The sequence below is a fragment of the Vibrio sp. MED222 genome, assembly GCF_000153005.1.
GTDB classification, from domain to species: domain Bacteria; phylum Pseudomonadota; class Gammaproteobacteria; order Enterobacterales; family Vibrionaceae; genus Vibrio; species Vibrio tasmaniensis_A.
The window spans coordinates 896518-923105 of the sequence record NZ_CH902606.1; the positions used below are offsets into that span (position 1 = coordinate 896518).

A 26588-nucleotide genomic window follows, 5' to 3' on the forward strand; every position below is an offset into this window, starting at 1 on the left:
GACACAAAGCTAAGTGTGTCTAAATTTCATTCATCTACTTAAGATAATATGTAATTTAGCTCACATAAACAACAGTTCCTTGTCCTAACAAAAATGTCACTGCCCATCAATTGATTGCATATTGAAAGAAAAACTCATTAACACCTTTTCAGATTGCAATTCTGGAAAAGATTGTCCCGCAGAATGTCGAGTAAAGCCGATAAAACCTTCCCCAGAGAGTTTGCTATGTGAATCGAGCAGCTGAGTAATCTCTAAAGTTTGGATTCTCACCCGGTCACCAAGAAAGAATTGGTCAACTAACACGACGCGGCTTCGATGCTGGTCATGTTTAAACAGGCCAAGGTAATAGAAAACGCCACTGCCTTGGTTAGATACCCACATAGGTGCAACAAAGAAACTCGCCTTGCCTAACGTGACACTTGAAAGGTTGTTGGTGTCTACGGTGACCACACCACGCTCAACACCGGAGTCATACCGCCCAAACGCGATTGATCTTGGTCCATCGACTTCATTAATAAAGGCGTAGGCGTTGGTTTCAGGAACTTTGATTGTCCATGGGTTAGTCGTCTTCAAATCAAAAACGGTTTCAACAACAGGGTCATAACTGACTTGAGAAGAAGGAAACTTCGCCAAGATCTCTTCGTCACTTAAGCTAAAGCGATAAATACCCGCCAGTATCACCACAACCAGCATGACAATAGGAATCAGTAAAATCAGAGGTATAGGTAAGATTTTCTTTTTCATGAGCAATTATATTCTTTTGTTTTCATCCAGTTGTGCAGACCATAAAGGGCTTTAGTATAATTATCAATACAGGGTTAACCAGAAGTGGAGCATGGATGGATATCAATCATATTAAAGAGAAGAATATCAGAAGTTGCGAATGCCGCTGTGGAGCCGTCAATTTAGTCTGCAGAGGCGAGCCTCAACGCACCTCCGTATGCCATTGTTATGAATGTCAGAAGCGCACCGGAAGTGTGTTCGGGGTTCAGGCTCGATTTCCCATAGAACAAGTGACACTCAACGGAGAGGTCACTTCCTTTTCACGTATCAGTGACACGGGCAATGAAGTCACCTACCAGTTTTGCCCTAAATGTGGCACTACCATGCTATTGCAGTCGGTTGCCGCCGCCGATTTTTATGTCGTCCCGCTCGGACTATTTAAAGAGCAAGACTTTCCGCTACCAAGCTTTTCAGTCTACGAAGAACGCAAACACGGATGGGTCAAATTTGACCATCAGATGAGTCATTACAACTAGCTTGTTACTGACCATTATCTCTATAAAGAAACAGTATTGGAACAAACTGCAAGACTGTTGCCTAAGATCAAATATCAACGTTCTACAACGCTAGCGTATCTTTTCGCTAGCGTTATAATCGGCTCCTCTTTTTAACCCAGGGTGAACCACATGATTTCAAAACTACCTCGCTGGGTTGAATACGGCGCCTTACTGTTAGCGGGCCTTGCTGGCAGCGTTAATGCTATTGGTTTACTCGGCTTCCAACATCAAGCTATCTCCCATATTTCAGGCACCATGTCTTTACTTGGCAGCAGCCTGCTCACGCCGACTTCAACTTCTATGCACCTCCTGCTAATCATTATGAGCTTTATGCTAGGTGCCGCGTTCAGCGGATTCTTTATCGAAAATCAAGCATTGAAGTTAGGACGCCGTTACGGTGTTGCGCTATGTATTGAGGGTGGATTGCTGTTCTTGGCGCTTTGGGCACTGTTACAAGGCTACACTTCAGGCCAGTATTTCGCTTCAGCCGCGTGTGGTTTGCAGAACGCAATGATCACCACCTATAGCGGGGCGATCATTCGCACCACACACATGAGCGGGATCATCACAGACCTTGGGATCATGATTGGCGCACGCTTAAAGGGGATGCCTTTTGACCGCCGTAAAGCCAAACTTCTTATGTTCATCGTTGTTGGCTTTCTGTTTGGTGGTTTAAGTGGTGCTTGCCTGTTCCAGCGCTTTGAAATTTTGGCACTGGCTTTCCCTGCCTCTTTCGCGTTCATTGTCGCGTTTAGCTACTGGCTCTACCTAACTTATCGAACTGAAGCCTCAGTAAATTTATAAACGCCTAGTAATAACCATGAGAATATGTAACATCTGCAACACTTTATTCTAAACTCATAATTTGTTGCAGAATAACCTGCGTGAATATTTAGCGATATTTGATGAATAGTATTGCAAGTGATATTAATACTCGGTAATCTTGCACCCAATGAGAAAATACGGATGTTTAGAGAATAAAAATGCCAAGGATGTGGCTTTTTTACATGTAGAAATACGAGAATAATTAACATGTCTAACAACACGAATACTGCTCAACCAGAGAAATCTAAAGGCAGTTTCTGGGTTTTCTTAATCCCATCTCTGATTGGTTTGTTCCTCTTCATGGCGCCAATTAGCTACCAAGGTGATCTCACGATCCCTGTCGCTATTCTAGCCAAATCAATTCAAGCGGTTTTCGGTGAGTCTCTAGTTGCTATTATCACTGCAATCGTTGCCTTCATGTCTGTAGCTTCCGTGTTAAGCACCATTTTCAAACCTACATTCATTAAATCGAATTCATTTCTAAACGGCCTTTTCAACCCATCTCCACTGTGGTTGTTGGTTCGTATTATCGGTGGTGCTGCAGCATTCATGGCTTTCTTCCAAGTTGGCCCTGAGTTTATCTGGGAAGAAAACACCGGTGGTCTCGTGTTAGAGGGCCTATTGCCGACTCTATTTTCAGTATTCATCTTTGCCGGTTTACTATTACCACTTCTACTTAACTTCGGTTTGTTAGAACTGTTTGGCACCTTACTAAGTAAAGTGATGCGTCCAATCTTCAACCTGCCGGGTCGTAGTGCTATCGATTGTATGGCTTCTTGGTTAGGTGACGGCAGCGTTGGTATCCTGCTTACAAGCAAACAGTACGAGAAGAAATTCTACACTCAACGTGAAGCCGCTGTTGTTGGTACGACTTTCTCAGCAGTATCTATCACGTTCAGCCTTGTAGTGATTGCTCAAGTAGAACTAGAGCACCTATTCCTACCCTTCTACGCAGCAATCTGCTTAGCAGGTATTGTGGCCGCGGTAATCATCCCTCGCCTTCCTCCACTGAGCATGAAGAAAGACACCTTCATTGATGGTACAAAACCTCACAAAGATGCTGATGCAATCCCAGCGGGTCACTCGACTTTCTCTTGGGGTCTTGAACTCGCGGTAAATAAGGCATCACAAGTGAAGTCTGCTAAGTCTGTATTTGGTGAAGGCATTCGTAACGCAGTCGACATGGTATTCGGCGTTCTTCCTGTTGTAATGGGGCTAGGTACAATGGCATTGGTAATTGCAGAATACACCTCTGTGTTCTCATTCCTAGGCCAGCCTTTCATTCCATTCCTTGAGCTACTTGGTGTACCTGAAGCGGTTGCAGCATCTGAAACCATTGTTGTTGGTTTTGCGGATATGTTCATCCCAGCGATCCTTGCCGCTTCTATCGACAACGAGATGACTCGCTTTGTTATTGCAGCAATGTCGGTAACTCAGCTGATCTACATGTCTGAAGTGGGCGCTCTGCTTCTAGGCAGTAAGATTCCCGTGAATATCCTTGAACTGTTTATTATTTTTATTCTACGTACGTTAATTACACTTCCGGTTATCGCTGGTGTAGCGCATCTAATATTTTAAATTAGACGCACTGATACAGTGTAATAAATAACCTGATTTATAATAGCCTCACTTTTGTGGGGCTTTTTTTGCCTAATATATTCACTCTCCGGTTTAAAATACATACACTCTCCTGTTTGAAATATCGCCAATATACGAATTGAGAATATCATTTGATTTCATATTAATTCCCTTACACCTCTCCCTTATATAGTAAATCATACGCATATTAGCCTAATTAATACCCTCCTCACTTTGTTTGCCTTTGATTAAGCCAACTCTTTAACTCATTGAACCAAAAAACAAAAGTAGCAAGTATGTAATTAACTGAGTTTTACGTTGTGCGGGTTGTTGTATTTTTGTAGTCTATTTTGTGAAATTACATTCAAGTAAATCCCAACAATGTCGATATATATATAATTACAAAAACACGATTAGCTTTAGTTTTCGCAAAGCTTGTGAGAAGAGGAAAACACAATGAAATTTAGCCATAAGGTGGTTGCAGCATCATCAGCCTTGCTATTAGTGACAGTATCATTGCTTTCAATACAGCAACTTTACACCGTAAAAAGTGCTGTAGAGAACCACGTCAATGCAAGCCTGAAAGAGATGGTCTCTGGTATTAAGAACACCGTAGCATCAGAGATGAATGCTAAGAAAGCACTGGCTCAGTCGACGACTGAAGTCATTGAAATCAACCCTCAAGATCGTACCTACGTTCAAAACATCCTAGAAAAGCCAAAACTTAAAGGCAGTTTTCTCGCGGTTGGTTTTGGTTATGACGCAAACGGTTTCGTGATTGAGAATGATGACGGTTGGGACGCGGGGCCAGATTATGACCCACGAATCCGCCCTTGGTACATTGATGCTAAATCCAAAAACAGTTTAGTTGTGACAGCTCCTTATGTGGATGCATCAAGCAAAAAAGTCATCATCTCAGTGGGTACGCCAGTTAAAGACAACGGCCGCTTTACTGCGGGTATGTTCTACGACCTAGAACTGACCAACCTTGCGACCTTGGTAAACCAAGTGAACTTGTTTGACGCGGGTTACTTATTCCTAGTCACTGCCGACGGCACGACGATTGCTCACCCTAATGCTAAGAACAATGGCGAAACGCTATCAAGCTACCTGCCACAAGCGACTATTCGCGAGGGATCTCAACAAATTGAAGTCGACGGTAAAAAGTTCCTAGTGAACTTCACTCACATCCCAAGTGAAGATTGGTACATCGGCGCAATACTTGATGAAGAGATCGCTTACCAAACCGTTGAAGATCTGAAAAACAGCTCGATAATCTACTCTTTAATTGCGGTTATTCTCAGCATCATTGCATTAACCGTCCTTATTCGTGTGTTAATGCGCCCGCTTGAGACGCTTAACCAAGCCATTCAAGATGTTGCGAGCGGACAAGGTGACTTAACTAAACGTCTAGATACCAATACAGATAAAGAGTTCTCTGACCTTGCGAAAGGCTTCAACACCTTTACTGAAAACCTGCAAAATCAAATCATTCAATCCAAAGCGATTGGTGTTGAGATTAAACGTGGCACTGAAATCACAGTAAAAGGCGCGGGTGAGTCAGCGAATGCGATGAATACTCAGCTGCAAGAGCTTGAACAGCTAGCCACCGCAATGAACGAGATGGCCGTTACCGCAACGGAAGTAGCAAACAACGCTCAAGGCGCAGCCGCCGCGGCTCGTGAAGCTGACGATGCGACACTAGACGGTACATCTGTAGTAAGTGACACGACTCAAGCGATTGATAACCTTTCAGCACGTATCGACCAAGCGGTTGCAGAAGTACAAGTACTTGAATCAGCAACAGCAAATATCGAGACGATTCTTAAAGTAATCAACGATATCGCAGACCAAACCAACCTACTTGCATTGAATGCTGCTATTGAAGCGGCGCGTGCTGGTGAATCGGGCCGTGGTTTCGCAGTCGTTGCCGATGAAGTTCGCACTCTGGCGCAACGTACTCAAGAATCGACCACTGAAATCCGCAACATGATTGAGCAGCTCCAAGCGGGTGCAAGCTCTGTATCTAACGCGATGAATCAAAGTAAAGACACAGCCACTGACGCCGTTGAACGCGCTCAGCAAGCAAACTCTTCACTTGACCGCATCCGCGACGCGATTCAGCGCATCTCTGATATGAATATTCAGATTGCTTCAGCAGCTGAAGAGCAGAGTTTAGTAGCGGAAGAGATCAACAACAACACAGTTAAGATCAAAGACCTTTCAACACAGGTATCGAACGCAGCTCAAGACGCAAACACAGCAATGCAAGTTCAAACTGACAATGTTCGCCAACAAGACGAACTATTAAACAAGTTTACGGTTTAACCGCCTTAGCGTTTAGCTAACTAACACCTTGTTTAACTAACACCCTGTTTAGTAAGCAATAAACAGCTTTATATAAAAAACCCCGCTTACTGGTAATCAGTAAGCGGGGTTTTCTTTTCAAGGTTTTCTTTGCAAAATTTGCTTTCTAACTCGTAACAGGCTCGAGCTAGTTGGTCGTCAGCATCATGCACTGGTTGGATTCAACCTTAATAGTTAAGTCCTTACCAACACATTCGAACACTTCGCCAGACAACAGATCCGTCACAGCGCCTGTCCAATTTAATGAGGCCGTCTTGCTTCGTTTCGATTTATTAATCACCACAATGCCTTTGTCGCCACGAACAAACACCAACAAGTCATCATTGGCTTCAACCACCTGCATCGCTTCGCCATGAACATGGTTATGGAATTGAATCATGTTTTTCATATAAGGCGCTTGCCAGTCGTTAAGCCAACGAGGTTGGCCACTCTTGTCCAGAATACCGCTGGTGCTGAGCTCACTGTAAACAAGCGGCACACCGCCATCTCGTCCAAGAATAAAGGCGTGAGCTAATTGCTCGTCGACTTCATCCATCACATGTTCCAAAAACACCTCGTTATTTGGAATGTCATGAGTGACAGCAAAAGTGATCGCTCGCATGTTCGACAGAGCTTGACCAAAACAGTATGGGTTGATCAGAGACTTAAAACTGCCCTGCTCTTCAAAAGCTTTGAAGATGGTATTGAATAGCGGAAAATCATACGCCCCTAAACGAGTGTGTTTAAGGTAAGGCTCGAGGAACAGTTCGTACTCTTCTTTGGTTGCACCACCGTCAGTAATGATCTCGCCAAAGATATGCATTTCTTCACAGATATCATCAGTCCAAACCTTACGTAGATGTGACAGTGTCATGTGTTTCGCTGCGTCGATGCGAAACCCTTTCACACCAATCACTTTCAAGGCTTTTAGGTAAGCTCGCTGCTGTGTAACCACATTGTCGTTGTCTAACAGCGTTGGCAGGCCTGGATCGCTTGCTCCACCAGTAATACGTCCGTTTTGCACCTCCCAAGTGTCTTTCCAGTTCTTGATACCAAACGCTTCGACAAAGTCGTTCTCATCAAACAAAGGTTTAGAAAGATCACCAAACAAACGAACGGATTCGTAATACTCAGAATCTTGTTGGTAAGACGCCATGTCTTGTTGATTTGGATACGTCAAATCACCGCGAATACTCGACTCGTTAGCCATGTGGTTAAACACAACGTCCACATAGGTACGAAGCCCATGTTGCTTTAACGTGTTCACCATTGCAGTGAAGTCTTGCGTATCACCAAGCTGATTATCGATCACACGATAATCTTGGGGTTGATAGCGCTGCCACCATTGGGTACCTGTATCTCGATCACAGCCTTTAGGCCCTCGTAACGACTTCATTGCCGGCGAGACTAAAACAGATTTATAACCCAACTCTTGAATCAGAGGGGCGTTCTTCATTACGTCAGCGTAGCACCAGTCAAAAGCATGCAATATAACATCTGTCGCTGGGGTGCTTAACATAGCTGAACTCTCCATGTTGTTCTCCTACCAAACTCGTTTACAGCTTTCTAGATAAATACAAAGGCTAAAAGGCAAAGCTGCATAAATTTCCTTAAGAATGGTATTTATTATATGAGTTACTCATTAAAACCCCTCCTCCTCCCACCGATTAGTCAAGGTGGATAGTTAAGGGCGTAGCGCCAATTATCGCATAACGTCCGGGATGAACACTCAGCCATAATGTTTTTAAATGCGCCCAAAAATGACAAAAAAGGAGCGTATCTACGCTCCTTTTATTCAATCTAACACATATCAATGACTAAGTTCGGTAAAGAACCTTCACTACGTGCCAGCCAAATTTTGTTTTTACCAGATGTGGTACAAGTGTCTCGCCAGAGAAACAAATCTTATCAAACTGAGGCACCATTTGACCTTTTTTGAACTCGCCTAGGTCGCCGCCCTTTTTACCTGATGGACAGGTTGAATGCTTCTTCGCTAGCGTTTGAAATTTAGCGCCCTTTTTAAGCTGCGTCATGATGTCTTCTGCTAATTCTTTATGCTTCACCAAAATATGAAGCGCTGCTGCTGTTCTTGCCATGATAATTCTCAGTTTGTTGCTGTCAGTTGATTTGCGATGATTACGTAGAATTCATCAACGTACTGACTGTTGTAATTCTGCTTACGGCTAACGACTTGTCGACAAAAGTCCATCAAACGCCTGCGTTTAGCGTGATTTTAACCCAAGAATCGTCATTCTTCACTCTATAACCGAAAACAACCCCCTTAAAGATCTTTAAAAACCGCATAGTGACTTGCTGCGAATGCCATTTCCCTTTAAATTAATCCTTATAGATTAAGCGCGTATTAAGTAGGAGCCACTTATGGCCAAACCGATAAGTAAAGCGAGTCAGTCACAGGGAATGCTGATGTTCAAGTTATCCCTCACTCAAAGTTTTGCGATAGGCACGCTTAAGGTCAGAGAAATCGTTCCTTTCCAGCCAATGACCCAAATCCCTTACTCTCATCACCACGTGATTGGTACCGTCACTATTCGCGAACTTACGGTTCCAGTTATTGATATGTCTGCGGCTATTGGGTTTCGACCGATCACACCGACTGAATACCAAGACTGTGTGCTCATCGTGACAGATTGCTTAAGAACCGTTGTAGCATTCTTGGTTCGTTCGATTGATAAAATCATTGAATGTGACTGGAAGAGTATTGAGTCGCCACCCGCAAGTGTAGGAACCAATGTGTTTGTTACCGGCATTACACGTTTTGAAGATCGTATCGTGCAGATGCTCGACGTAGAGTTATTACTTTCTAAGATTTACCCTGCTTATGAAAACGCACATATTCCGATGCTGACTGATGTCGAAAGAGAACGCCTAAAAGCGCTGAATATTCTACTGGTTGATGACTCTTTGATCGCACGAAAACAGCTGTCTGATGCCTTAGACAGCATCAACATCCCTTACAGCATTTGTAATAACGGCTTAGATGCGATTGACCTGATGCGAGGTGAGGCTGCAAAAGGTACAGCAATTGATCTTCTCGTGAGTGATATCGAGATGCCCGGGTTAGATGGTTATGAACTTGCATTTGAAGTACAAAACGACAGCGCACTCAGTCATGCCTACTGTATTTTACATACTTCACTATCCAGTGAGATATGTGTTGACCGAGCCAATCAGGTGGGAGCACATGAAGCGCTAGAGAAATTCAATGCAGGCGAATTAATCGAAGCCATGTTGCGCGGAGCGAAAGTCCTAAACGACGCGGCTATGACTGCTTAGACACAAAAAAGCCCTCACATTAGAGGGCTCCTAAAGTAATCCGTTAAACGAGCTTACTCGTTAGACACTTTTTTGTGACCTTCTTGCAGGTGAACGAAATCCACTAAGTCGTCGCCAGATACTTGGTATGCCTGACCGAAACCTTTTACGAACAGGCCATTCTCTGCTTTAAGGTTGAATAGAGAAAAATCTTGAAGTTGGCTTAAACCATCAATGATCTCGCCGAAACGCTCTTGCATCTGGCCGATCACTTGAGTCCAAAGCTCCGTTTCACGCTCTACAACACTTGCCTGAGCATCAAACGTTAAACGCTTACGTGCATAAAGCTGCTTCGAGCTCTCTTCGTCTTCAATCATCATCAAAGAGACTTGAGGGTTTGCTTTCAAGTTACGAGCATGACGAGCAATATCAGAAATTAGAACAAAATAACCTTCTTGGTTCTGAACGAAAGGGGCGTAACTTACGTTCGGGCGACCTTCTTCATCAACCGTTGCAAGTTGAAGGGTACGGCGCTCTTGGCGAAACTCTTTGATTTCTGGACCTAGGCGACCTTGTAGGCGTTCTTGTTTTACTTGTTGTTCCATCGATAATTCCTTTCTTCACTTTCTCTTATTTATTATTTTTACCCGAGGTTGAGCGTTCATTAGTAAACTAAGTGGACCTCGAGCATTCATATTTTCTTTAAGCTAGCTGGCAATCTTATTTAAGCTTGATGTTGACTGTACTTAAGCTCGTTCTTTTAGTGCTTTGAAGCGTTCAACTTGGTCGACAATCAGCTCTCGCTTTTCATTGCGACCTAGGTAAATCTTAAAGATGTTCTCGCCTGTTTCACTGAAGAAACCGAAGTAATGACTTTCACGCCCCATGAACGCCTTGCTCACCAAACCAATATGTTTGATGTTATCCAGTTTTAAGTGGCCATGCAGCTCGCCTTCTTTACCCATCAGATTGTAGTAACCACGCGCTACTTTGCCTTTAGGGAACGGCGCCTTTACTTCGAAGATTGAGCCAAATGAATGGATAATTGTGGTCACTGGGCCCCAACCAACCAAACCTTCTAGAATATCTTGAGCACGGCTGCCATCTAACATCACCGCCATGTCTCCAGGAAAAGCAGCGACAACTTCAACCTCTGAAACACCTAGCTTCTCAGCAATCGCTGTAGGAAGCAGTTTTGATTCTTCTTCTAGAATGCGTGCGACACGTTGTTCTAAAGTTTCTGTCATTGCGAATGTTGTATCTGTCATTGAATAAGTTTCCGTATAAACGAGTGATTTACGTAAGTTATAAACTAAAAATTCGAGATTAAGCGTGCTTCAAACTTGCATGCGGGTGAGCACCCAAGCCAGAGGCAGTTGGTGCTGGGTGCAAGGTCTGATACTCAGTGTTAAGCACTTGAATCACACTCTGTGCAAGACTTACCGCCCAGAAGCTGCCAGCTATAGTCAGGCTCAGGTAATCTTCCGAAAGATCAACTAGGCCATTCTTTTCCCAATGTGAAAACAGAGGCTTCAGGTAGTCAAACGTGTCTTGCCCCATAAAACTCGGCAACGTACTTCTTCTTACAACACCAGAATCAAAACCGGCTTTCAATGAAGAGAAGATTGGCTCTAGTGAGCTTTGCTTGGTCATCATGGCTATTGGCAATTGACCTTGCTTTATAGACTCCATGTAGCTGTCTAAAGTTCGATGTTGCATCACACCATGACCACCGATGTTGCCACCAGCGCCACAACCAATGGGTAGAACTTCGGCATAAGTTTTCGCTAAGCTGTTGTAAATGCTGCGTTCGCGGTTATCACGAGTCCAGTGATTCACGCTCAGTTGCTTAACCTTGTGCTTTGCCATGAACTCAACGCCCGCCAAGTACATACTCGCCTTATCTGGCGTATTAGCAGGTGGTGGGATTTTTCCTTTCTCAACAAGATTAAGCATAGGCGCGTTGCCCGAAACAATCAGTTGGTAGAGGTCAATACCGTGTGCGCCAGTCGACATGTAGTCTTCTAAATCTTGTTGAAATACTTCCATAGACTGGTGTGGCAACCCGTATAGCAAATCAAGAACGATAGGCGCTTGTTCAGTGCGACTCAGTGAACTGATACGTTCCAACACAACTTCTCGGTCATCCAAGCGCTTAGCACTGCGTCGAACTTGAGTATTGAAACTTTGAATCCCGAATGAGAAACGATTGAAGCCACCTTCCAGCGAACGAGCAAACATCTCGTCGCCAAATCGATTAATCCGCCCTTCTAAGGTCATTTCCACATCGTTCGCTAATGGGAAGTGTTGACGAATAGCCTTACCTAACAGCTCAACTTGTAGAGGAGATAAATCGGTGGGTGTTCCACCACCAATATAGACGGCGTGAAATAGTCCAGACTGAGCCCAAGAGGTTTTGGCTTTTTGCATTAGCTCAACCATCAGTGCATCAAAATACTCATCCACTAATTTACGGCTTGCGGCATTTTGGAAGAAATTGCAGAACGTACAACGCACGCGACAAAAAGGAATATGGATATACAAACAACGTTTATCCTGTTTCTTTCCTTCACTCAGCATCAATTCATCAAAGATTTCCAATTTCTTGCTCGGGTCGACCGGGATTGAGCTTCCCCCAGCATGTGCAGATTGCTTTTTGGCAAATGCAAAACGAAGTGGGTCTGGGCTAGAAATGCCCAGAATTGATTCATCAAACTTATGTATATCAACGCTCATATAATCTCTCTAAACACTTATATAGCAAAGCCTGGAAGACTGTTTGCTAAAACTGAGAGAATCATAAATAGACGCAAATGATAATGCAATTGATAATTGATCTTATTTAGATTCTAAGCAATAATCCGATACATATTTTAGATTTGGTGAAGGATTGAATGTGAACGTACCTAGATATGTTATTGCAGGCGGTGCATCGTTAGTGATTCATGCGGCGATGTTATTTGTCGCTCAAGAATCCAAAGTCTTTGCAATGCCTGCAGGTAGCCAATCGAACACGGTATCGATCAACTTCACTCCAAAGAGCGCTCCCTCACAAGATCAGAAAAAAACCGTTACAGAGCCAGTTGAGCCTGAGCCAATCAAGGAAACGGTCTCACACCCAGAACCTAAACCTGTCGAACCGAAAGCAGTAGAGCCAAAGCAAGCTAAACCTGCACCAAAGAAAAAAGCGATCACCAATAAACCTCAGCCCAAGAAAGTAGAGAAAAAGGTTGTGGAGAAGACAGCCGAGAAAAAGCCGATTCAAAAAAAACCGGTGACTCAACCAGAAAAGCTGGCCGACAAAAAAGTCGATAAAAATATGGACGAGTCCGCCAACCAACCTCGACAAGTTAATCAAGGCGTATCTAACCAAGAGCCGGTGTTAATCACTAGGCCCTCTTTTTCAGCTCGTCCAACACCACCAAGCTACCCACGCCAAGCAAGGCGCCGAGGCGTTGAAGGTGTCGCAACTTATGAGATCTGGTTAGATGCTGAAGGAAAACAAATTAAACAGGCATTAGTCAACTCATCAGGCGCACTAATGCTCGACAACGCTGCCTTGAAAGCCATTAAGAAATGGAAGTTCTCACCTCATACTGTAAATGGTCGAGCAATTGCTCACCGTGTGCAAATACCTGTTCGTTTTAAGTTGGATTAACCATGCAACAAATCAGTTACTTACAAGATCAACTTGGCCTAATGACATGGCCTCTTCTAATCTGTTCAGCATTAACAGCAATGATCATCGCAGAGCGTATCTTCCAAGTCATGCTAAGCATTGGGGTTGGCAAACGCGCTATTCGTCATGAACTCAATCAGATTTCACCAACCAATAGCAAAGAAATCGAAGCATTAGCACAATCTATTTCTGGTAAACGACCTCTGCTGTACAAGGGCGTGTCGATGCTGCTTGCTCACCACTCTTTCTCAAAAGGTTTACGTGAAGATGCAGCAGGGATTTGGCTACAAGAGAAACGCCACCAGCTTCATGCTGGTTTAAGACTGCTTGGCTTGATCGGCGTCATCAGTCCGCTAATTGGCCTGCTTGGCACAGTACTTGGGCTTATTGAGATGTTTAAAGGCGTTGCCGCTACAACAGGCAGCATCACACCTAATGATTTGGCAGACGGCCTTGGATTAGCAATGAGAACCACTGCTGCGGGTTTGATGATTGCGCTTCCTGCGATTTCAGGAGCACAACTACTCGGGCTATGGGCCGATCGAGTGCTAGCTCAGTTAGAACACACTCTGAATTATGTGAATGTTTGGCTAGAAGGCATGTCAATTCAAACCAGTCAGTCTGGCGACACTCAAGCTACTCCTGTCAGCAAAGCCTCTATCGGTGATGTGAGCCAAGCATGATTAAAACGCCACACTCATCTCAAACACAGAGCTTAGTTCCGGATTTAACACCCTTACTGGACATTATATTTATCGTGATGGTTTTCCTTTTGCTGACAGCATCAGTGAAGTTGGAGTCATTAGAAGTGGAGCTTCCGAGTTCTGATATTAAAAACGTTTCTGAAGTTCATAAAGATTCAATTAGCGTCAATATCTTAGATCACGAACCTTACTGGGCGATCAACGGCCAAGAGTACATCGACTGGGAAAATTTTAAGATCGCACTGTTAGAAGAAACGGGCACATCGGATAAGAAGCCAATCATCATTGGCGCCGATAAAGCAGCTAACGTAGAGAACTTAGTGAAGTTGTTGTCGTTCTTACAAGAAAACGGCATTCCAGCAACCCAACTACTCACGGAGGAAGGCTAGAACGACTCTTAAATTTTCATGAGACCTAGCACCTTTTATGAGATTGGACTCTTGATTGATAAGACCAAATAACCAAAGCCAGCTCTCTATCAATTCAAACTCAACATGCGGACAGGCTGTTCACAAAGCATCTTCGCGATTACGTTCCATCAAAAGAAAGTACAAATAAATTATTATGAAAGACTTAAAAGTGCTCAATAAATTAAAGAACAACAAACATTTACTCGCAATAGCGGCGATGGGGTTGGTACTTGCTGCGCCTATCGCCAACGCTGACGACGTAAAACAACTTAGAATCATCAGTGCTGGCAGTGCCGTTACCGAATTAGTTCTTGCTCTGGGTGCTGAAGAGCAGTTGATTGCAATTGATGTGACCAGTCGCTTACCTCAATCAAAAAAGCTGCCAAAGATTGGTTATCACAGAAACCTTTCTGCAGAAGGATTGATTGCCTTATCGCCAACCACACTGATTGGCTCAGATGAGATGGGGCCAGACAATGCCATTTCTCAATTAAAATCTGTGGGTATCGATGTCGAGATCGTTAACACCGAAGCAAACGTTGAAGGGCTACTAAAGCGAATCGACCAAATAGCTAAGATAACGCATACCGAAGATCACTCACAGCAAGTGAAAGCCGAAGTGAATCAAAAAATCGCAGCACTGAAAGCGAATCAAGTACCAAACAACGAAGCGAAGAAAGTTCTGTTCCTATTACTGCATGAAGGCCGTCCTGCAAATGTTGCTGGCGGTGAAACATCACCCAACGCGATCATTGAACTGGCTGGCGGTGTTAACCCTGCGGCTCAAAGCCTAACGTCATACAAGCCATTATCGATGGAATCACTGGTAGAAATGCAACCAGATGTGATTTTAGTCAGTGGCCGTAGCTACCAGAAAATGGGCGGCGCTGATGCCATTCTTAAATCGTTACCTATGCTAGCGGCAACGCCAGCAGGCATGAACAAGCAAATCATTACCGTAAAGGGCAGCGCTCTAGTTGGAGGGCTTGGTCTTGAAAGCCTTTCTGAAGCGAAGCGATTAAACGCACTTATCTACCCGTTATAGCTTATCTACCCGCTATAGCTTATCTACCCGCTATAGCTCAACCACCCTATTTTTACTGTTGCTTGCTCAATGCTCATCACCGCCTCGCTTTTCGCAGAGTCGTGATGAGCATTGAAGCGGATGATAGACATTGAGGCCCCTTATGTTGCTACGATCCGTCCCACTGAAAACATCGATGTTAGGCCTAGGTGCAACCCTAGTCTTCGTTGCACTGTTCTCCATTACTGTAGGGCCAATGAACATTAGTTTAGCTGACAGCGCAGCCAGCCTATTCCAACCCAGCAATGACTTAGCTCCCCACATCAATTTAGTGATTCAAGAGATCCGTTTACCGAGAACCATCTTATGTATGCTAATAGGCGCGATTCTCGCATTATGTGGTGCCGTCATGCAGGGGCTGTTTCGAAACCCGCTTGCGGAACCTGGGGTCATAGGCGTCTCTGCCGGAGCTGCATTAGGCGCGGCGTTGGCTATTGTTCTTTTCTCTGAACTTTCATTGCAATACCCTGCTTTCATGAACTTTGCGGCCGTACCTGTATTTGCCTTTTTAGGTGGCGCTTTAACCACCCTGCTAGTTTATAAGCTAGGTACGGGAAAATTCGGTACCTCGGTGACCATCATGTTATTAGCGGGTGTTGCGATCAGTGCATTGTCAGGCGCAGGTATTGGCTTCTTGAATTTCATTGCTGATGACCAAATGCTGCGTGATCTTTCGTTGTGGTCGATGGGGTCTTTGGCGGGGGCTAAGTGGTCCGGCATTTTACTTGCTGCTGTCACGCTCGTTGGGTTGTTTGTTGTTTTCTACCGCCAAGCAATGTCACTGAATGCTCTATTACTGGGCGAGTCAGAAGCGCAACACCTTGGCATCCCAGTACAGAAACTCAAGCGAAAGCTCATTCTACTGACTGCCGCAGGCGTTGGTATCACGGTTAGCTTGTCTGGCATGATTGGCTTCATCGGACTGGTTATTCCTCATTTAGGCCGCATGTTAGCGGGCCCAGATCATCGAGTCCTACTCCCATTGTCTGCGGTATTAGGCGCGTTACTATTAACAGCTGCAGACATGTTCTCTCGCGTGGCACTGGCACCAGCTGAGTTGCCAGTTGGCATTGTCACTGCAATCATCGGTGCTCCATTTTTCTTGTATCTACTATTTCAACAGAAAGGGAGAATCCTTTAATGTTTCCTGCAGCGTTAAAAGCAACCGACATCGAAGTGAAGTTTGGCAACAAAGTGATTTTAGACCGCGTTTCTATTGAGATTGAAGCAGGAAAGGTAACCACACTACTTGGACCAAACGGCGCAGGAAAAAGTACGCTGCTGAAAGCTTTATGTCAGGAGATATCGAGCACTGGTGATATTCAGTATTTTGGACACACCAAAGATAAGTGGCCTTCGCAGAAGTTGGCGAAACATTTAGCGATGCTTCCTCAACACAGTACCTTGACCTTCCCCTTTCTGGCACATGAAGTTGTTGAGCTTGGTGGTATCCCGTTGCAAGAGTCCAACAAGAAGCTCACTAGCATAGCTAGCCAGAAAATGGATGTTGCCGATGTGTCTCACCTAAGTAAAAGACTCTACCCTTCTCTATCTGGCGGTGAAAAACAGCGTGTTCACTTGGCTCGAGTACTAACCCAACTTCACTATTCTGGTGACCAATGTATCTTGATGCTTGATGAACCCACATCAGCACTGGATCTTGCCCATCAGCACAACACGTTAAAGATCGCGAGAGAGTTAGCCGACAACCACAACGCAGCGGTTATCGTAGTTTTGCATGACTTAAACCTAGCCGCTCAATACTCAGATCGATTGGTAGTTTTGAAAGAGGGAAACTTAGTTTGCGATGGCAGCCCTTGGGAAGCACTTAAGCCTTCGATGATTGAAGATGTGTACGGCTACACAAGTATTGTCGAAAAGCACCCAACCATGAACTTCCCCCAGGTTCATCCCGCACAATAAGTTCGATTAAGAACAGGTTCGTTTTGAGTATTCGCTTTCTCTAACAACCACACCATTCACCGCCTCGATTTCTTCGAGGCTTTTTATTGTCTCACAGTCCCTCTCTCGCCTTAAAATCAATTTTATTAGTTACCATGGCAATACCCCTTAAAACGGCTCACCTTGAGCGTTTGAGGCTCTAGAAATAAACACCATCAGTTAATGTTAGTAAGCTTTTAGTTACTCAGAAAGATGTAGGCGAAACCCTAAACATCTAAAAAGAAAAGAAATAACTTTATTCGGCACAAAGACAGCATAACGACAACGGTGTGAAAGCTAGAGAAAAAAGGAAGAAAAGTGAAACTACAGGTACAAAAAAAGCCCCCTCAGGAGCTTTTTTATTGCGTGTTGATTATTGGCTCATATGAATCAATGATTTACCAATCAACCACTCTAATTCTTTACCACTAGCATCACCAAACTGAGTTTCAGTTAGCTTGTACAAGCGGTCGATACCGTTTGCCGCGAACTCATGTGCATTCTCAGCAGTAACGATATGATGGAAAAGTAAACGTAAGATCGCTAGGAACTCAGCATCTTCAAGTGCAGCAACCCAGCTAGCCGAAAATGCATCAAGGCCATTTTCAAAGTCAATGTGTTCCATGAACATCTTGAAAATACGACCGTCTAGAGCAGCAGTAAAATCCGTTTTCTTTGGAAAGTGATGACTTATACCTGTACGAGAAACGCCTGTTTGTTGACTCAACGTCGTGTATGACATTTTGTCGTAACCCAATCTCAATAACTGGTCTACAACGGCATCCATGATCTTCTGGATCGTGATTTCTGTATCTTCTTTACTACGCTTTGGCATATTCAGGTTCTTCTCTTTGTAAATCCATCTAACTCAACCGAATGAAGTCAGAATGAAAATCGTTATCAGCATTATGTGAGCAAGGTATTTTTTCGCAAGTATTTCCATTAAATACCCACAAATACTTTGTACGAACAATTTTACAGTGTTGCCTCTTTGGGCACTTTGTTTAATTATTCTTCGAAAATCACCTTACAATCCTAAGTCGATAAGTTTAAATAACTACTTAGAATATGAAATACCCAACGAAAAATTCATTGTATAAATAACTGTCAAGCGATAGATACTCTTATAAAATCAATCCTGGCGCAACTAAGTGAATGATATTCTGACAAATAAATAACGTACCTCTTCAGGAAAACGTGATATTAATCACATACATATTTATCGTCGCGAATATACATATTCATTAAATATCCTATCAAACAGCATAGCATACTAGTAAAAATTAGTTCAAAGATTTTGATTTTTGTAGATACAGTTCAAATTGCTCGCTAGAATAACCGCAGACTTTGTAAGAGGATTATTTATGAGCCAAGATATTGGTAACAATGATGTATGTGAGGCTTGCGGCTGCGCAGGTGAAATCGGGTTTATCATTAAAGAAGGCGACGATGTTGCCGAAGTAACGGTTTACGGTAACTCTAAAGCACTCATTGAAACTGAGTTTGCTAAGTACGTTGAGCTTGCTAAACAAGTGTCTAGCAACGTTGAGTTTGAAGCATCAGAACTGACAGAAGAAAGCACAGAATTAAATGCTCGCTTTAAGTTTGAAGTCAGCGCTGAGAAGATTATTTTCGAACTTAAGACTCGCTCTCTAGCTCGTTAATATAAGCACCAACACTCATACCAATGAAAGACGAGTTTATTTCTCGTCTTTTTTTATAATCTCAATCCAGCCTAGAGCACCATTGGTCTCAAAATCATTTTCGGCAGCACATCGAATCAACACTCCTGAAACTTCAACGACCGCACCTAGGCTATAGGCCTTATCATCATAATAACAAACTCGTTGCTGTGAACCACTCTGAGTGACGACGACTGCAGCCTTAGCGGGCGTTGATATTATTTTATTGGCATTCGCTGATACTGAACAAAATACAGAAGTTACAATCACAAAGCCTTTTAGAATTTGACGCTTTATTTCAATCACAGATTCGCCTTTCATTGTGTTCTATTCTTTTTTACCGACCAACAAATGAGTAAAACACTATGCGAGAATAATTTTTTCATTATAGTGTTAACGTCTATCGTAATAAGAAGCTTGTTATGCTCCGAATAATTGTACTTATTATTGGTTCTTTAACCATAACAAATGTGACTGCAGAACCACTCGATCAGTATCAAATATTGAACCATCTGGATAATTACGGAAACTTATATTTACGAAATAAGCCCTATACATCGCTACCGACAGGATTGGTCGTCGATGGCAATTTAAATATAGAAAACACCGCAATCACTCGCCTTCCGAAAGGGTTAGAAGTTAACGGAAGCCTTAAAGGCGGTAACAGCCTACTAGCCAGAGTTCCATCGGGCGTAAAAATAAAAGGCTACGCCGACTTGATAGGAAGTAAGATTACCCGTTGGCCAAAAGGTGTGAGAGTGGGTGGATTCATCAACCTCACAGATACCCCCCTAATACGGCTTCCCAACGGCTTTAGAGTGAAAGGAGACCTAAGCGTGATCCGTACTCCTTTAACCGAGCTGCCAAACGGGATAGTGGTTGATGGCGATTTATATATTGGCGGATCTGCAATTACTGCATTCCCCGATACCATGACGGTCAAAGGCAATATCTATCTAGGTGGTAACACGATTACCACGTGGCCAACCAATTTAGATCTTGGTGGCGCGGTTGCTCGCTAATCTTCATTTCGATTAATTGATTATTTGGTTGATTGTTTTTTTAGCTTTGGCTTTGGCTTTGGCTTTGGCTTTTAGAGAAAAACACAGGCACGCCGATACAAAAAAGGAGCCTAAGGCTCCTTTTTCAATTCAATCAACGAACTTGTTTGCTAACGCTCGTTAACCAATATTCTTCACTGGGTTCGCATAGCTATCGATCAAGTACTGGCGAGCACCTTGTGGCAAACTCGATAGTTTATCTTCAAACTCTTGCTTCACCGCAGCGGTAATCGACTCGTCTTCTTTTTCTGCAGCCAATAAGTTCACAGGAAATAGTTTGTAGTTGTCGTGGATCTGGCGGTCAATCTCTTGAGCAAGTGCTTCAGGTGTATCGAAATCTTGGTCAATAACCTGACCAAAACCAACATGAACACGCCCTTTATTACCGATGATGCCTTGAATGATACTTTCGATATCTTCAAACTCACCCTTTTCGTAACTGCCGTTTACGTCTTTTTCAAAAAGCTCTATTGCTTTCGCTGTGTCACATGGATCGTTTTCGTATGAAATAGCCACAGGAACGATCTTCAATGATTTCACGTACTCAGGAAATACGATTTTTTGCTTACGCCCTTCAACATGGAACATCTTCAGAATTGCTGGCTCTGTGAAGTCATTGCCGTCTTTTGCACGACCTTCTTTCTGAGCGATCCAAATAGAGTTACCTGTTTCTAGAGAGTGCTTAATATACGAAGACAATTGTCCAAGCGCTTTCATCATTTCACGTGGCCCTTTTAGAGAACGCTTTACGATGAAGCTTTTGTTCAGACGCATCAATTCAGTCGCACATGGCTTCTTTAGTAGGTTATCACCAATGGCAATACGGCAAGTTTGATGATTTTTCAGATGCAAAGCGTAATTAACTAACGCTGGATCCATAGCAATGTCACGATGGTTTGATACAAACAGGTACGCTTGGTTCGCATCCAGTGACTCTAAACCCGTGTATGTCACCCCTTTGGTGGTTTTAGCGAGCGTATCGCGTAAGTACTTTTTCACTTCGATCTGAATGGATTCAACGCTAGTCAGCTTGCTCCATTTCATTTTCAAGTACACTCGCAAGATCGGGCTCATTAACGCTTTGAACCAAGACGCATGGTTTGAAAAACGATAGTGCAAGATCGCACTGATAAATTCTTCATCATTAATAAGACGGTTTAGTGCCGCTGGAATTTCATCATCGCCGTAAGGACGAATATCAACATATGGATCGGTTGGAGAGGTCATTTTTTCATTCATATAATAAAAAGCTGGCTCATTCTACGCGTTGTTTTGACTTATCGCAGCTACAGAGCCCATACTTTTGACAAGGTCAGACCAGAAACATCGAAAATGCCCTGTTATTATTGGCATTCTTTAAGATTAACGGTAATCTTGACGCCCCAAGACTAAGGTACTATCTATGAACTTCGCTATTGAATATACATCGGCTTACTTTTCACACCTGGTGATTACACCACGCAAAAAAGTACTTAAGCATAGCCTTGTATCGGTTCAAAGTGGTTTGGTTTTGATTAAGCTGGGCAAACAAGAGTATGCCGTCGAGCCAGGTCAGAGCGTCTGGGTTCCATATGACTGCCTAACATCACTGACCTACTTTCCAAACACACAGGTCAATCGTGTCGACTTTTCTGTGCGCTTGACGGATTCATTCCCAAGACAAGCGGGATACGTCACGCAAACGAACCTCTCTTCTGCGTTGCTAGAAAAGCTAGAACTTACTAAGTCTCGTAGTGTAAAAACGAATAATACTGAGCAAGCGTTTAAAGATATGCTTTCTGTATTGAAGCAAGAGGTGTTGGCGTTTAAGCCACTGCTTTGTGAAAGTGCTCTGTCTCAGCGATTCAATCAATGGAATGTTGATGACTCGAACTTACCGCAAGAGCACACATTGGTGATGGTAATGCGCGAGGCGAAGAAACGCATGCAATCAGGTCAGAAACGTACTCTTGTGATTGATGACCTGTTCTCAGGTAAAGAAGAAGAGTTCGAGCAACTGTGCATGCTCGTGTTTGGTGAAGATTTATAACCTGGCGATCGGTGACATTAAAAGCAACAGACTAGATACTAAAAAGCCGCAAAAACTCAGTTTTTGCGGCTTTTTTAATTCTTAGCACTTAGACAGAAAAGAATGAACTACCTGTCTAGAATGGCAGCTCAACCTGCATCATTAAGTCTGCATCACTAGAGTCATGCCAACGGTAATCAAAACGCATACGCGGCTGCCCTTCAACTTTATCACCAAAACCGATGCTCAGCTGAAGACCATGGTTCATCAACCACTCTTCTGTCGACATATTATACTGTTCATCTTCCAGCTCTTCTGGAAACCACATACCGAGACCAACATAGTTAGACTCAAGGCTCTGAGTTAACAAAGGCGCATCTTTGCTTTGAATAACCCAATCAGACCAGTAATCAGGCTTAGTTTGAGGTTCTGGTTCGCTTAACCCACTAAGCTCCAACATACTTTGGCCGAAAGCTTCAAGGCTCGTAGAAAAGTCTAAACAGCTATTTTCGTCATCAGAAGTCAGCATTACCGAATCTAGGCTAAAAAAATCACACTCAGCATATGCAGGTAAACTGCATGCTGCAATGATCATCGTCGCTGGTATCGCGCGCTTTAGCATAGTCATCAGACCTCTTGAGTGAGTGAATCTACATTATTGTATACAGTCCACTATCTTGCAATATCTTTGTAACTGACTTTGTACTCAGTTTTGCAACATCGCTTCCACTTATCAGCGCATTGCGGATATCAGTACTACGAATTTTCACTTTTTCAGGGCAAGCCATTACAGACCACTGCTCAGTAATCTCATCTGATTTATAAAAAGATGAGAACTTAAAGAAGTTGTCAGGACCTATAACGAACGTGAGTTCCGCATCACGATGTAACTTCTGAAGTGCGCTGAGCACCGCATAAGTCGTTACGCTTTCACCTGGAGTAAATAGGCTCTTTTCGACCAAAGAAAGCTCCACTTGCTCCAATGAAAGATCGCTAATAAATGCGTTAACTAACTGACATCTCGTATCAAAGTCTAGCATCTCTTTTCCCCAAGCATGGGCAATACTTGGAACGAGCAGGATTTTGTCAAAGTGAGCCAATGAATCAATCACACTTTTATGCCCTAAACTCGGTGGATTAAACGCACTACCGAAAATGGCTATTTTTTCCATTACTTATTACTGCCTTCTCTTTCTAAGCTTGTGCAAAGAGGTTTTTAAATCGGATGATTTAGGTATGATAACACTAGATTTTTAATTTGCTTGCAGGAAAGGAATACGAATGGAACAGTTAATTCGTGACGAAATGCGCGTACTACCTTCAATTGACCCTCACTTCGAAGTGACTCGTCGTGTGGAGTTTATCAAAACGAAACTTCAACAGTCAGGATGCAAATCACTGATCCTTGGTATCAGTGGTGGTGTCGACTCAACAACCTGTGGCCGCTTGGCACAGATGACCGTTGATAGCCTAAATGAAAGCGCTGGTAGCGACGAGTACCAATTCATCGCGGTTCGTCTACCTTACGGTGAACAAAAAGATGAAGACGAAGCACAGCTTGCTCTCTCTTTCATTCAGCCTTCTCAATCTGTTTCTGTCAACATTAAAGCGGGTGTTGACGGGCTTCACGCAGCCTCTCACGTTGCTCTTGAAGGCACAGGTCTACTACCAACAGATTCAGCAAAAATCGACTTTGTGAAAGGCAACGTGAAAGCTCGTGCTCGCATGATCGCACAATACGAAATTGCTGGTTACGTTGGCGGTCTGGTGATTGGTACTGACCACTCAGCGGAAAACATCACTGGTTTCTACACTAAGCACGGTGACGGCGCATGTGATTTAGCACCACTATTTGGTTTGAACAAACGCCAAGTTCGTGAGCTTGCAGCAACGTTGGGCGCTCCAGAGCAACTTGTTAAGAAAGTACCCACTGCTGATCTAGAAGAGCTTGATCCACAGAAAGCCGATGAAGCAGCATTGAACCTTTCTTACGATCAAATCGATGATTTCCTTGAAGGTAAAACAGTACCTCAAGACGTATCCGATCGCTTAGTTGGCATCTACAAAGCAACACAGCACAAGCGTCAACCAATCCCAACGATCTACGATTAATCTTTGAATTAGCTCAGAATCAAAAAGGCCGGAAGCTCATTTACGAACTTCCGGCCTTTTCTATTTAGTGTTCTTTAATGCGTTTTTCGTAATGATCTAACGAGTCGTTAATCTACAACTTCGATATCGGTTTGAGGCACGCTACAACACGCCAAGATCTGCCCCATATTACGTTCATGATCTTGCAATGCAGGGACATCCGGTTGATGAACTTGTCCGGACTCAAGCGTCACTTTACAAGCACCGCAGAAACCCGCACGACAACTTGAAGCAATAGACACCCCCGCCGACTCCGCTTGCTCTAGCAAGGTTGATTGATTATTACCTTCGAACAGGTAGCCGTTCACACTTAACTGTAGCTGCTTCACCGCTTCCTCGGTCGATTGAGCCACACCAAACGCTTCTTGATGGTAATGCTGAGGGTTGAGCCCCATTTGAATCAGCAGTTTCTTTGCATTATCCATAAAGCCGTCAGGGCCACACACGAACGCTTGGCGCTTGTGTAACTCTTCAATTTTAGCGATATGCGACACGCTCAAACGGCCAGATAAACCATCCCACTCTTTGGTTGGTTGGCTTAATGAATAAATAACACGAAGACCCGCGTGCTCACTGGCGATCTTATCAATCTCAGCTTGGTAAGGGATGTCTTCTTCGCTGCTGCATTGATGATAGAAAACCACATCATCAATTTGGCCATGATCGGCCAAATAACGAAGCATCGACAACATTGGCGTAATGCCGCTGCCTGCAGACAAAAGCAGTAACGGGTGAGTTGGATTCGCTTCTAAGTAGAACGCACCATCTGGATTTTGAGCAACCAAAGTATCACCCACTTGAAAGTGATCATTTAACCAGTTAGAGATTTGGCCATCGTCCACTCGCTTCACTGAAATCGCTAAACGACCCGCTCGTGAAGGGCTAGAAGATAACGTGTAACGACGAGAAACCTTCTCGCCATTAATCACCATCTCAATCGGCAGATGTTGCCCAGGCTGATAACTTGGTAGTGAGTGGTTCTCTTTGGCAGGCTCTAACCAAAAGGTCGTAAAGTCACGAGCGATCTCTTCACGCTCAACACACGTTAAATGTAACGACTCAACCCAAGTGTCTTCATAGTGTTCTTTCTCTTTGGTTTCGAGTACTTCAACCACATCACCCGCTTTAACCAAACCTTCATTTTTAGCCACAAGATTCTGACCAAAGAAAACGCCACCACGCTCGTTAGCTCTGAATGTAGAGAAGGTATTAAGAGGCTCTTTTGTTGCTCTAAATTCGCCACGCTCAACATCAACTGTCGTTAGGATACAACGCTCACAAGGCTTCACCGCTTCGAACTCAACCTCACCGATACGGATACGCTTCCAACCATCTTCAGCAAAGGCTTCGGTATTCGAAACAACAAAGTTGGTGCGGAACTGATCCATCGAGTGAACTTCAGGGCTGCGGCGATTAAGCTCATCTAGAGAGGCTTGGCTGATCACTAACATTGGATAGCCGTCAGCGAAACTGACATTATGGCCAAGCTTTTCACGAACACGATTCGATTGCTCGCCAGAAAACAGTAGCTCAACGCGCACGCCCAACACATCACTGAACCAATCATCGGCTTCATCACATGTCGTGTATGCCGTGAAGCTGTCTTTCCACACCGTTGCTGGCGCTTCTTGCATCTTGAAATTTGCATACTTTAGACGCAAAGGCTCTTTGCCTTCATAAGTGAAGATCAAACCGTCAGGCTGCAAGCTTGAAGATACCTTGACCATTTTAGGGTACTTACGCGCCGTCACCATTGAGCCGTCAGCCAACGCCAACATAAAACGTCTGTCGAAGGTAAGGCCCTGTTTTTCGACCCAAGCAGAAGAGAGTGCAATCCCACCTACTGATTTAACCGGAAACACATTGATTTGAGATAAAGAGAGAGCTTGATCTAAAGGTGACTGCGACATAACGATTCCAATGTTTTGTTGTTTGTCTCAATGCTAACAAATGGTTATAAATAGATAAACTGGCAGGCATTAAACACTTGATACTAAGCTAATATCTTGAAATGTTTAAATCACTGCCTTGTATACATTAAGACAGCAATGCATTAACACTCTCTATACGTTCTATAATATGAACACGGTTATCGCATTGAACTTTCATTGAATAAAAAGGATTTATCATGAACAAACTCGTCATTATCATTTTATGTGTATTGCTTCCGCCCGTTGGTGTGTTCTTCGCTCGCGGTGCAGGTAAAGATTTGCTGATTAACATCGTCCTGACCTTCTTCTTCTGGGTTCCAGGAATGATCCATGGTCTGTGGGTAGCCACCCGCTAACCCTTATTAACAAATAGATACCGAATAAAATATCCATAAAAACAAGCTCCTAACCCTGAAGAGTTAAAAATAGGATGAAATGAAAGTGCTTTTCCACTATCATCCTGTCGCCTAAACGTAAGCGATTGCTTTCACAGATTTCGCTGAGTTTAGGCTCCAACTACATAACACTTCAAATGGTGGGAGCCTTCAATGACACAACTCATTGTTGGTTAAACCTCCCTTTCTACCGAACAGATCCCCTAGCCTTACGATTTTTACAGATACCTCTTTAATGAG

At 43.6% G+C, this 26588-nt stretch carries 28 protein-coding genes; 16 read left to right on the top strand and 12 right to left on the bottom strand.

The genetic code is table 11. The features are described from left to right. Positions 1-96 precede the first annotated feature (96 nt). Positions 97-744 carry a hypothetical protein gene (locus MED222_RS17650; RefSeq protein WP_009845721.1) on the bottom strand — a complete coding sequence of 216 codons (648 nt, stop codon included), beginning with the start codon at positions 742-744 and terminating at the stop codon, positions 97-99. A gap of 32 nt (positions 745-776) precedes the next feature. On the opposite strand from MED222_RS17650, the gene MED222_RS17645 reads away from it, so the two are divergent. From MED222_RS17645 to MED222_RS17630, 4 genes are all read left to right on the top strand, one after another. After that, positions 777-1259, top strand: a complete 483-nt coding sequence (locus MED222_RS17645) for a GFA family protein (RefSeq protein WP_170962705.1) — start codon at positions 777-779, stop codon at positions 1257-1259. A gap of 150 nt (positions 1260-1409) precedes the next feature. Beyond that, the gene (locus MED222_RS17640; RefSeq protein ID WP_009845723.1) at positions 1410-2084 is read left to right on the top strand and encodes a YoaK family protein; all 675 of its coding nucleotides are present in this window, start codon (positions 1410-1412) and stop codon (positions 2082-2084) included. Between the two features lie 228 nt (positions 2085-2312). Beyond that, entirely contained in the window at positions 2313-3683 is a 1371-nt protein-coding gene (locus tag MED222_RS17635; protein ID WP_009845724.1) for a YjiH family protein, read from the top strand. A gap of 456 nt (positions 3684-4139) precedes the next feature. After that, positions 4140-6011, top strand: coding sequence for a methyl-accepting chemotaxis protein (locus MED222_RS17630; RefSeq protein WP_009845726.1), 1872 nt, complete (start codon positions 4140-4142; stop codon positions 6009-6011). A gap of 166 nt (positions 6012-6177) precedes the next feature. Here MED222_RS17630 and MED222_RS17625 read toward each other — a convergent pair whose 3' ends face one another. Next, positions 6178-7563 carry an alpha-amylase family glycosyl hydrolase gene (locus tag MED222_RS17625; RefSeq protein ID WP_009845727.1) on the bottom strand — a complete coding sequence of 462 codons (1386 nt, stop codon included), beginning with the start codon at positions 7561-7563 and terminating at the stop codon, positions 6178-6180. A 283-nt stretch (positions 7564-7846) separates the two neighbouring features. Beyond that, entirely contained in the window at positions 7847-8176 is a 330-nt protein-coding gene (gene ppiC / locus MED222_RS17620) for a peptidylprolyl isomerase PpiC (RefSeq protein WP_269667539.1), read from the bottom strand. A gap of 232 nt (positions 8177-8408) precedes the next feature. Between ppiC and MED222_RS17615 the strand changes: the two genes are divergently transcribed. Beyond that, the gene (locus MED222_RS17615) at positions 8409-9323 is read left to right on the top strand and encodes a chemotaxis protein (protein WP_009845729.1); all 915 of its coding nucleotides are present in this window, start codon (positions 8409-8411) and stop codon (positions 9321-9323) included. Between the two features lie 53 nt (positions 9324-9376). Here the strand turns inward: MED222_RS17615 and hutZ are convergent, their stop codons facing one another. From hutZ to hutW, 3 genes are all read right to left on the bottom strand, one after another. Continuing rightward, a complete protein-coding gene (hutZ, locus tag MED222_RS17610) occupies positions 9377-9907 on the bottom strand; it encodes a heme utilization protein HutZ (RefSeq protein ID WP_004731858.1) in 531 nt (176 codons plus the stop codon). Positions 9908-10048: 141 nt separating this feature from the next. Then, positions 10049-10570 (bottom strand): heme utilization cystosolic carrier protein HutX, encoded by a 522-nt coding sequence (gene hutX, locus MED222_RS17605; RefSeq protein ID WP_009845730.1) that lies wholly within the window; start codon positions 10568-10570, stop codon positions 10049-10051. Between the two features lie 58 nt (positions 10571-10628). Further along, complete coding sequence (hutW, locus tag MED222_RS17600; protein WP_009845731.1) at positions 10629-12038, bottom strand: heme anaerobic degradation radical SAM methyltransferase ChuW/HutW; 1410 nt, start codon at positions 12036-12038, stop codon at positions 10629-10631. 160 nt (positions 12039-12198) lie between these two features. Between hutW and MED222_RS17595 the strand changes: the two genes are divergently transcribed. The 6 genes from MED222_RS17595 (at position 12199) to MED222_RS17570 (ending at position 17102) form a co-directional block, all read left to right on the top strand. Continuing rightward, a complete protein-coding gene (locus MED222_RS17595) occupies positions 12199-12960 on the top strand; it encodes an energy transducer TonB (protein ID WP_009845732.1) in 762 nt (253 codons plus the stop codon). Positions 12961-12962: 2 nt separating this feature from the next. Continuing rightward, complete coding sequence (locus MED222_RS17590; RefSeq protein WP_009845733.1) at positions 12963-13664, top strand: MotA/TolQ/ExbB proton channel family protein; 702 nt, start codon at positions 12963-12965, stop codon at positions 13662-13664. Continuing rightward, positions 13661-14074, top strand: coding sequence for an ExbD/TolR family protein (locus MED222_RS17585; protein WP_009845734.1), 414 nt, complete (start codon positions 13661-13663; stop codon positions 14072-14074). The genes MED222_RS17590 and MED222_RS17585 overlap by 4 nt, the downstream gene beginning before the upstream one ends. Positions 14075-14249: 175 nt before the next feature. Continuing rightward, positions 14250-15140: a heme/hemin ABC transporter substrate-binding protein gene (locus tag MED222_RS17580; protein WP_009845735.1), complete on the top strand. Its 891-nt coding sequence runs from the start codon at positions 14250-14252 to the stop codon at positions 15138-15140. Between the two features lie 142 nt (positions 15141-15282). Continuing rightward, positions 15283-16320: a FecCD family ABC transporter permease gene (locus tag MED222_RS17575; RefSeq protein ID WP_032555081.1), complete on the top strand. Its 1038-nt coding sequence runs from the start codon at positions 15283-15285 to the stop codon at positions 16318-16320. Continuing rightward, complete coding sequence (locus MED222_RS17570) at positions 16320-17102, top strand: heme ABC transporter ATP-binding protein (RefSeq protein ID WP_009845737.1); 783 nt, start codon at positions 16320-16322, stop codon at positions 17100-17102. The genes MED222_RS17575 and MED222_RS17570 overlap by 1 nt, the downstream gene beginning before the upstream one ends. A 391-nt stretch (positions 17103-17493) precedes the next feature. Here the strand turns inward: MED222_RS17570 and MED222_RS17565 are convergent, their stop codons facing one another. Beyond that, the gene (locus MED222_RS17565; protein ID WP_009845738.1) at positions 17494-17955 is read right to left on the bottom strand and encodes a TetR/AcrR family transcriptional regulator; all 462 of its coding nucleotides are present in this window, start codon (positions 17953-17955) and stop codon (positions 17494-17496) included. A 529-nt stretch (positions 17956-18484) separates the two neighbouring features. Between MED222_RS17565 and MED222_RS17560 the strand changes: the two genes are divergently transcribed. Further along, entirely contained in the window at positions 18485-18784 is a 300-nt protein-coding gene (locus MED222_RS17560) for a YfcZ/YiiS family protein (protein WP_009845739.1), read from the top strand. Positions 18785-18820: 36 nt separating this feature from the next. Here MED222_RS17560 and MED222_RS17555 read toward each other — a convergent pair whose 3' ends face one another. After that, entirely contained in the window at positions 18821-19123 is a 303-nt protein-coding gene (locus tag MED222_RS17555) for a YnjH family protein (protein ID WP_009845740.1), read from the bottom strand. Between the two features lie 101 nt (positions 19124-19224). On the opposite strand from MED222_RS17555, the gene MED222_RS17550 reads away from it, so the two are divergent. Beyond that, positions 19225-19824, top strand: a complete 600-nt coding sequence (locus tag MED222_RS17550) for a hypothetical protein (protein ID WP_009845741.1) — start codon at positions 19225-19227, stop codon at positions 19822-19824. 159 nt (positions 19825-19983) lie between these two features. Here MED222_RS17550 and MED222_RS17545 read toward each other — a convergent pair whose 3' ends face one another. Then, positions 19984-21090 carry a 1-acyl-sn-glycerol-3-phosphate acyltransferase gene (locus tag MED222_RS17545; protein ID WP_029223825.1) on the bottom strand — a complete coding sequence of 369 codons (1107 nt, stop codon included), beginning with the start codon at positions 21088-21090 and terminating at the stop codon, positions 19984-19986. A 175-nt stretch (positions 21091-21265) separates the two neighbouring features. On the opposite strand from MED222_RS17545, the gene MED222_RS17540 reads away from it, so the two are divergent. Beyond that, complete coding sequence (locus MED222_RS17540; RefSeq protein WP_009845743.1) at positions 21266-21892, top strand: hypothetical protein; 627 nt, start codon at positions 21266-21268, stop codon at positions 21890-21892. 115 nt (positions 21893-22007) lie between these two features. On the opposite strand, the gene MED222_RS17535 is transcribed toward MED222_RS17540, so the two are convergent. Together MED222_RS17535 and MED222_RS17530 are read right to left on the bottom strand one after the other, a co-directional pair. Continuing rightward, positions 22008-22499: a hypothetical protein gene (locus tag MED222_RS17535; RefSeq protein WP_009845744.1), complete on the bottom strand. Its 492-nt coding sequence runs from the start codon at positions 22497-22499 to the stop codon at positions 22008-22010. A 22-nt stretch (positions 22500-22521) separates the two neighbouring features. Next, positions 22522-23043 (bottom strand): nicotinate-nicotinamide nucleotide adenylyltransferase, encoded by a 522-nt coding sequence (locus MED222_RS17530; protein ID WP_009845745.1) that lies wholly within the window; start codon positions 23041-23043, stop codon positions 22522-22524. 109 nt (positions 23044-23152) lie between these two features. On the opposite strand from MED222_RS17530, the gene nadE reads away from it, so the two are divergent. Next, positions 23153-23983, top strand: coding sequence for an ammonia-dependent NAD(+) synthetase (nadE, locus tag MED222_RS17525; protein WP_009845746.1), 831 nt, complete (start codon positions 23153-23155; stop codon positions 23981-23983). Positions 23984-24090: 107 nt separating this feature from the next. On the opposite strand, the gene MED222_RS17520 is transcribed toward nadE, so the two are convergent. Next, complete coding sequence (locus tag MED222_RS17520) at positions 24091-25932, bottom strand: hybrid-cluster NAD(P)-dependent oxidoreductase (protein ID WP_009845747.1); 1842 nt, start codon at positions 25930-25932, stop codon at positions 24091-24093. 218 nt (positions 25933-26150) lie between these two features. Between MED222_RS17520 and MED222_RS21785 the strand changes: the two genes are divergently transcribed. Beyond that, positions 26151-26309 carry a YqaE/Pmp3 family membrane protein gene (locus MED222_RS21785; protein WP_008215717.1) on the top strand — a complete coding sequence of 53 codons (159 nt, stop codon included), beginning with the start codon at positions 26151-26153 and terminating at the stop codon, positions 26307-26309. Positions 26310-26588 lie beyond the last annotated feature (279 nt).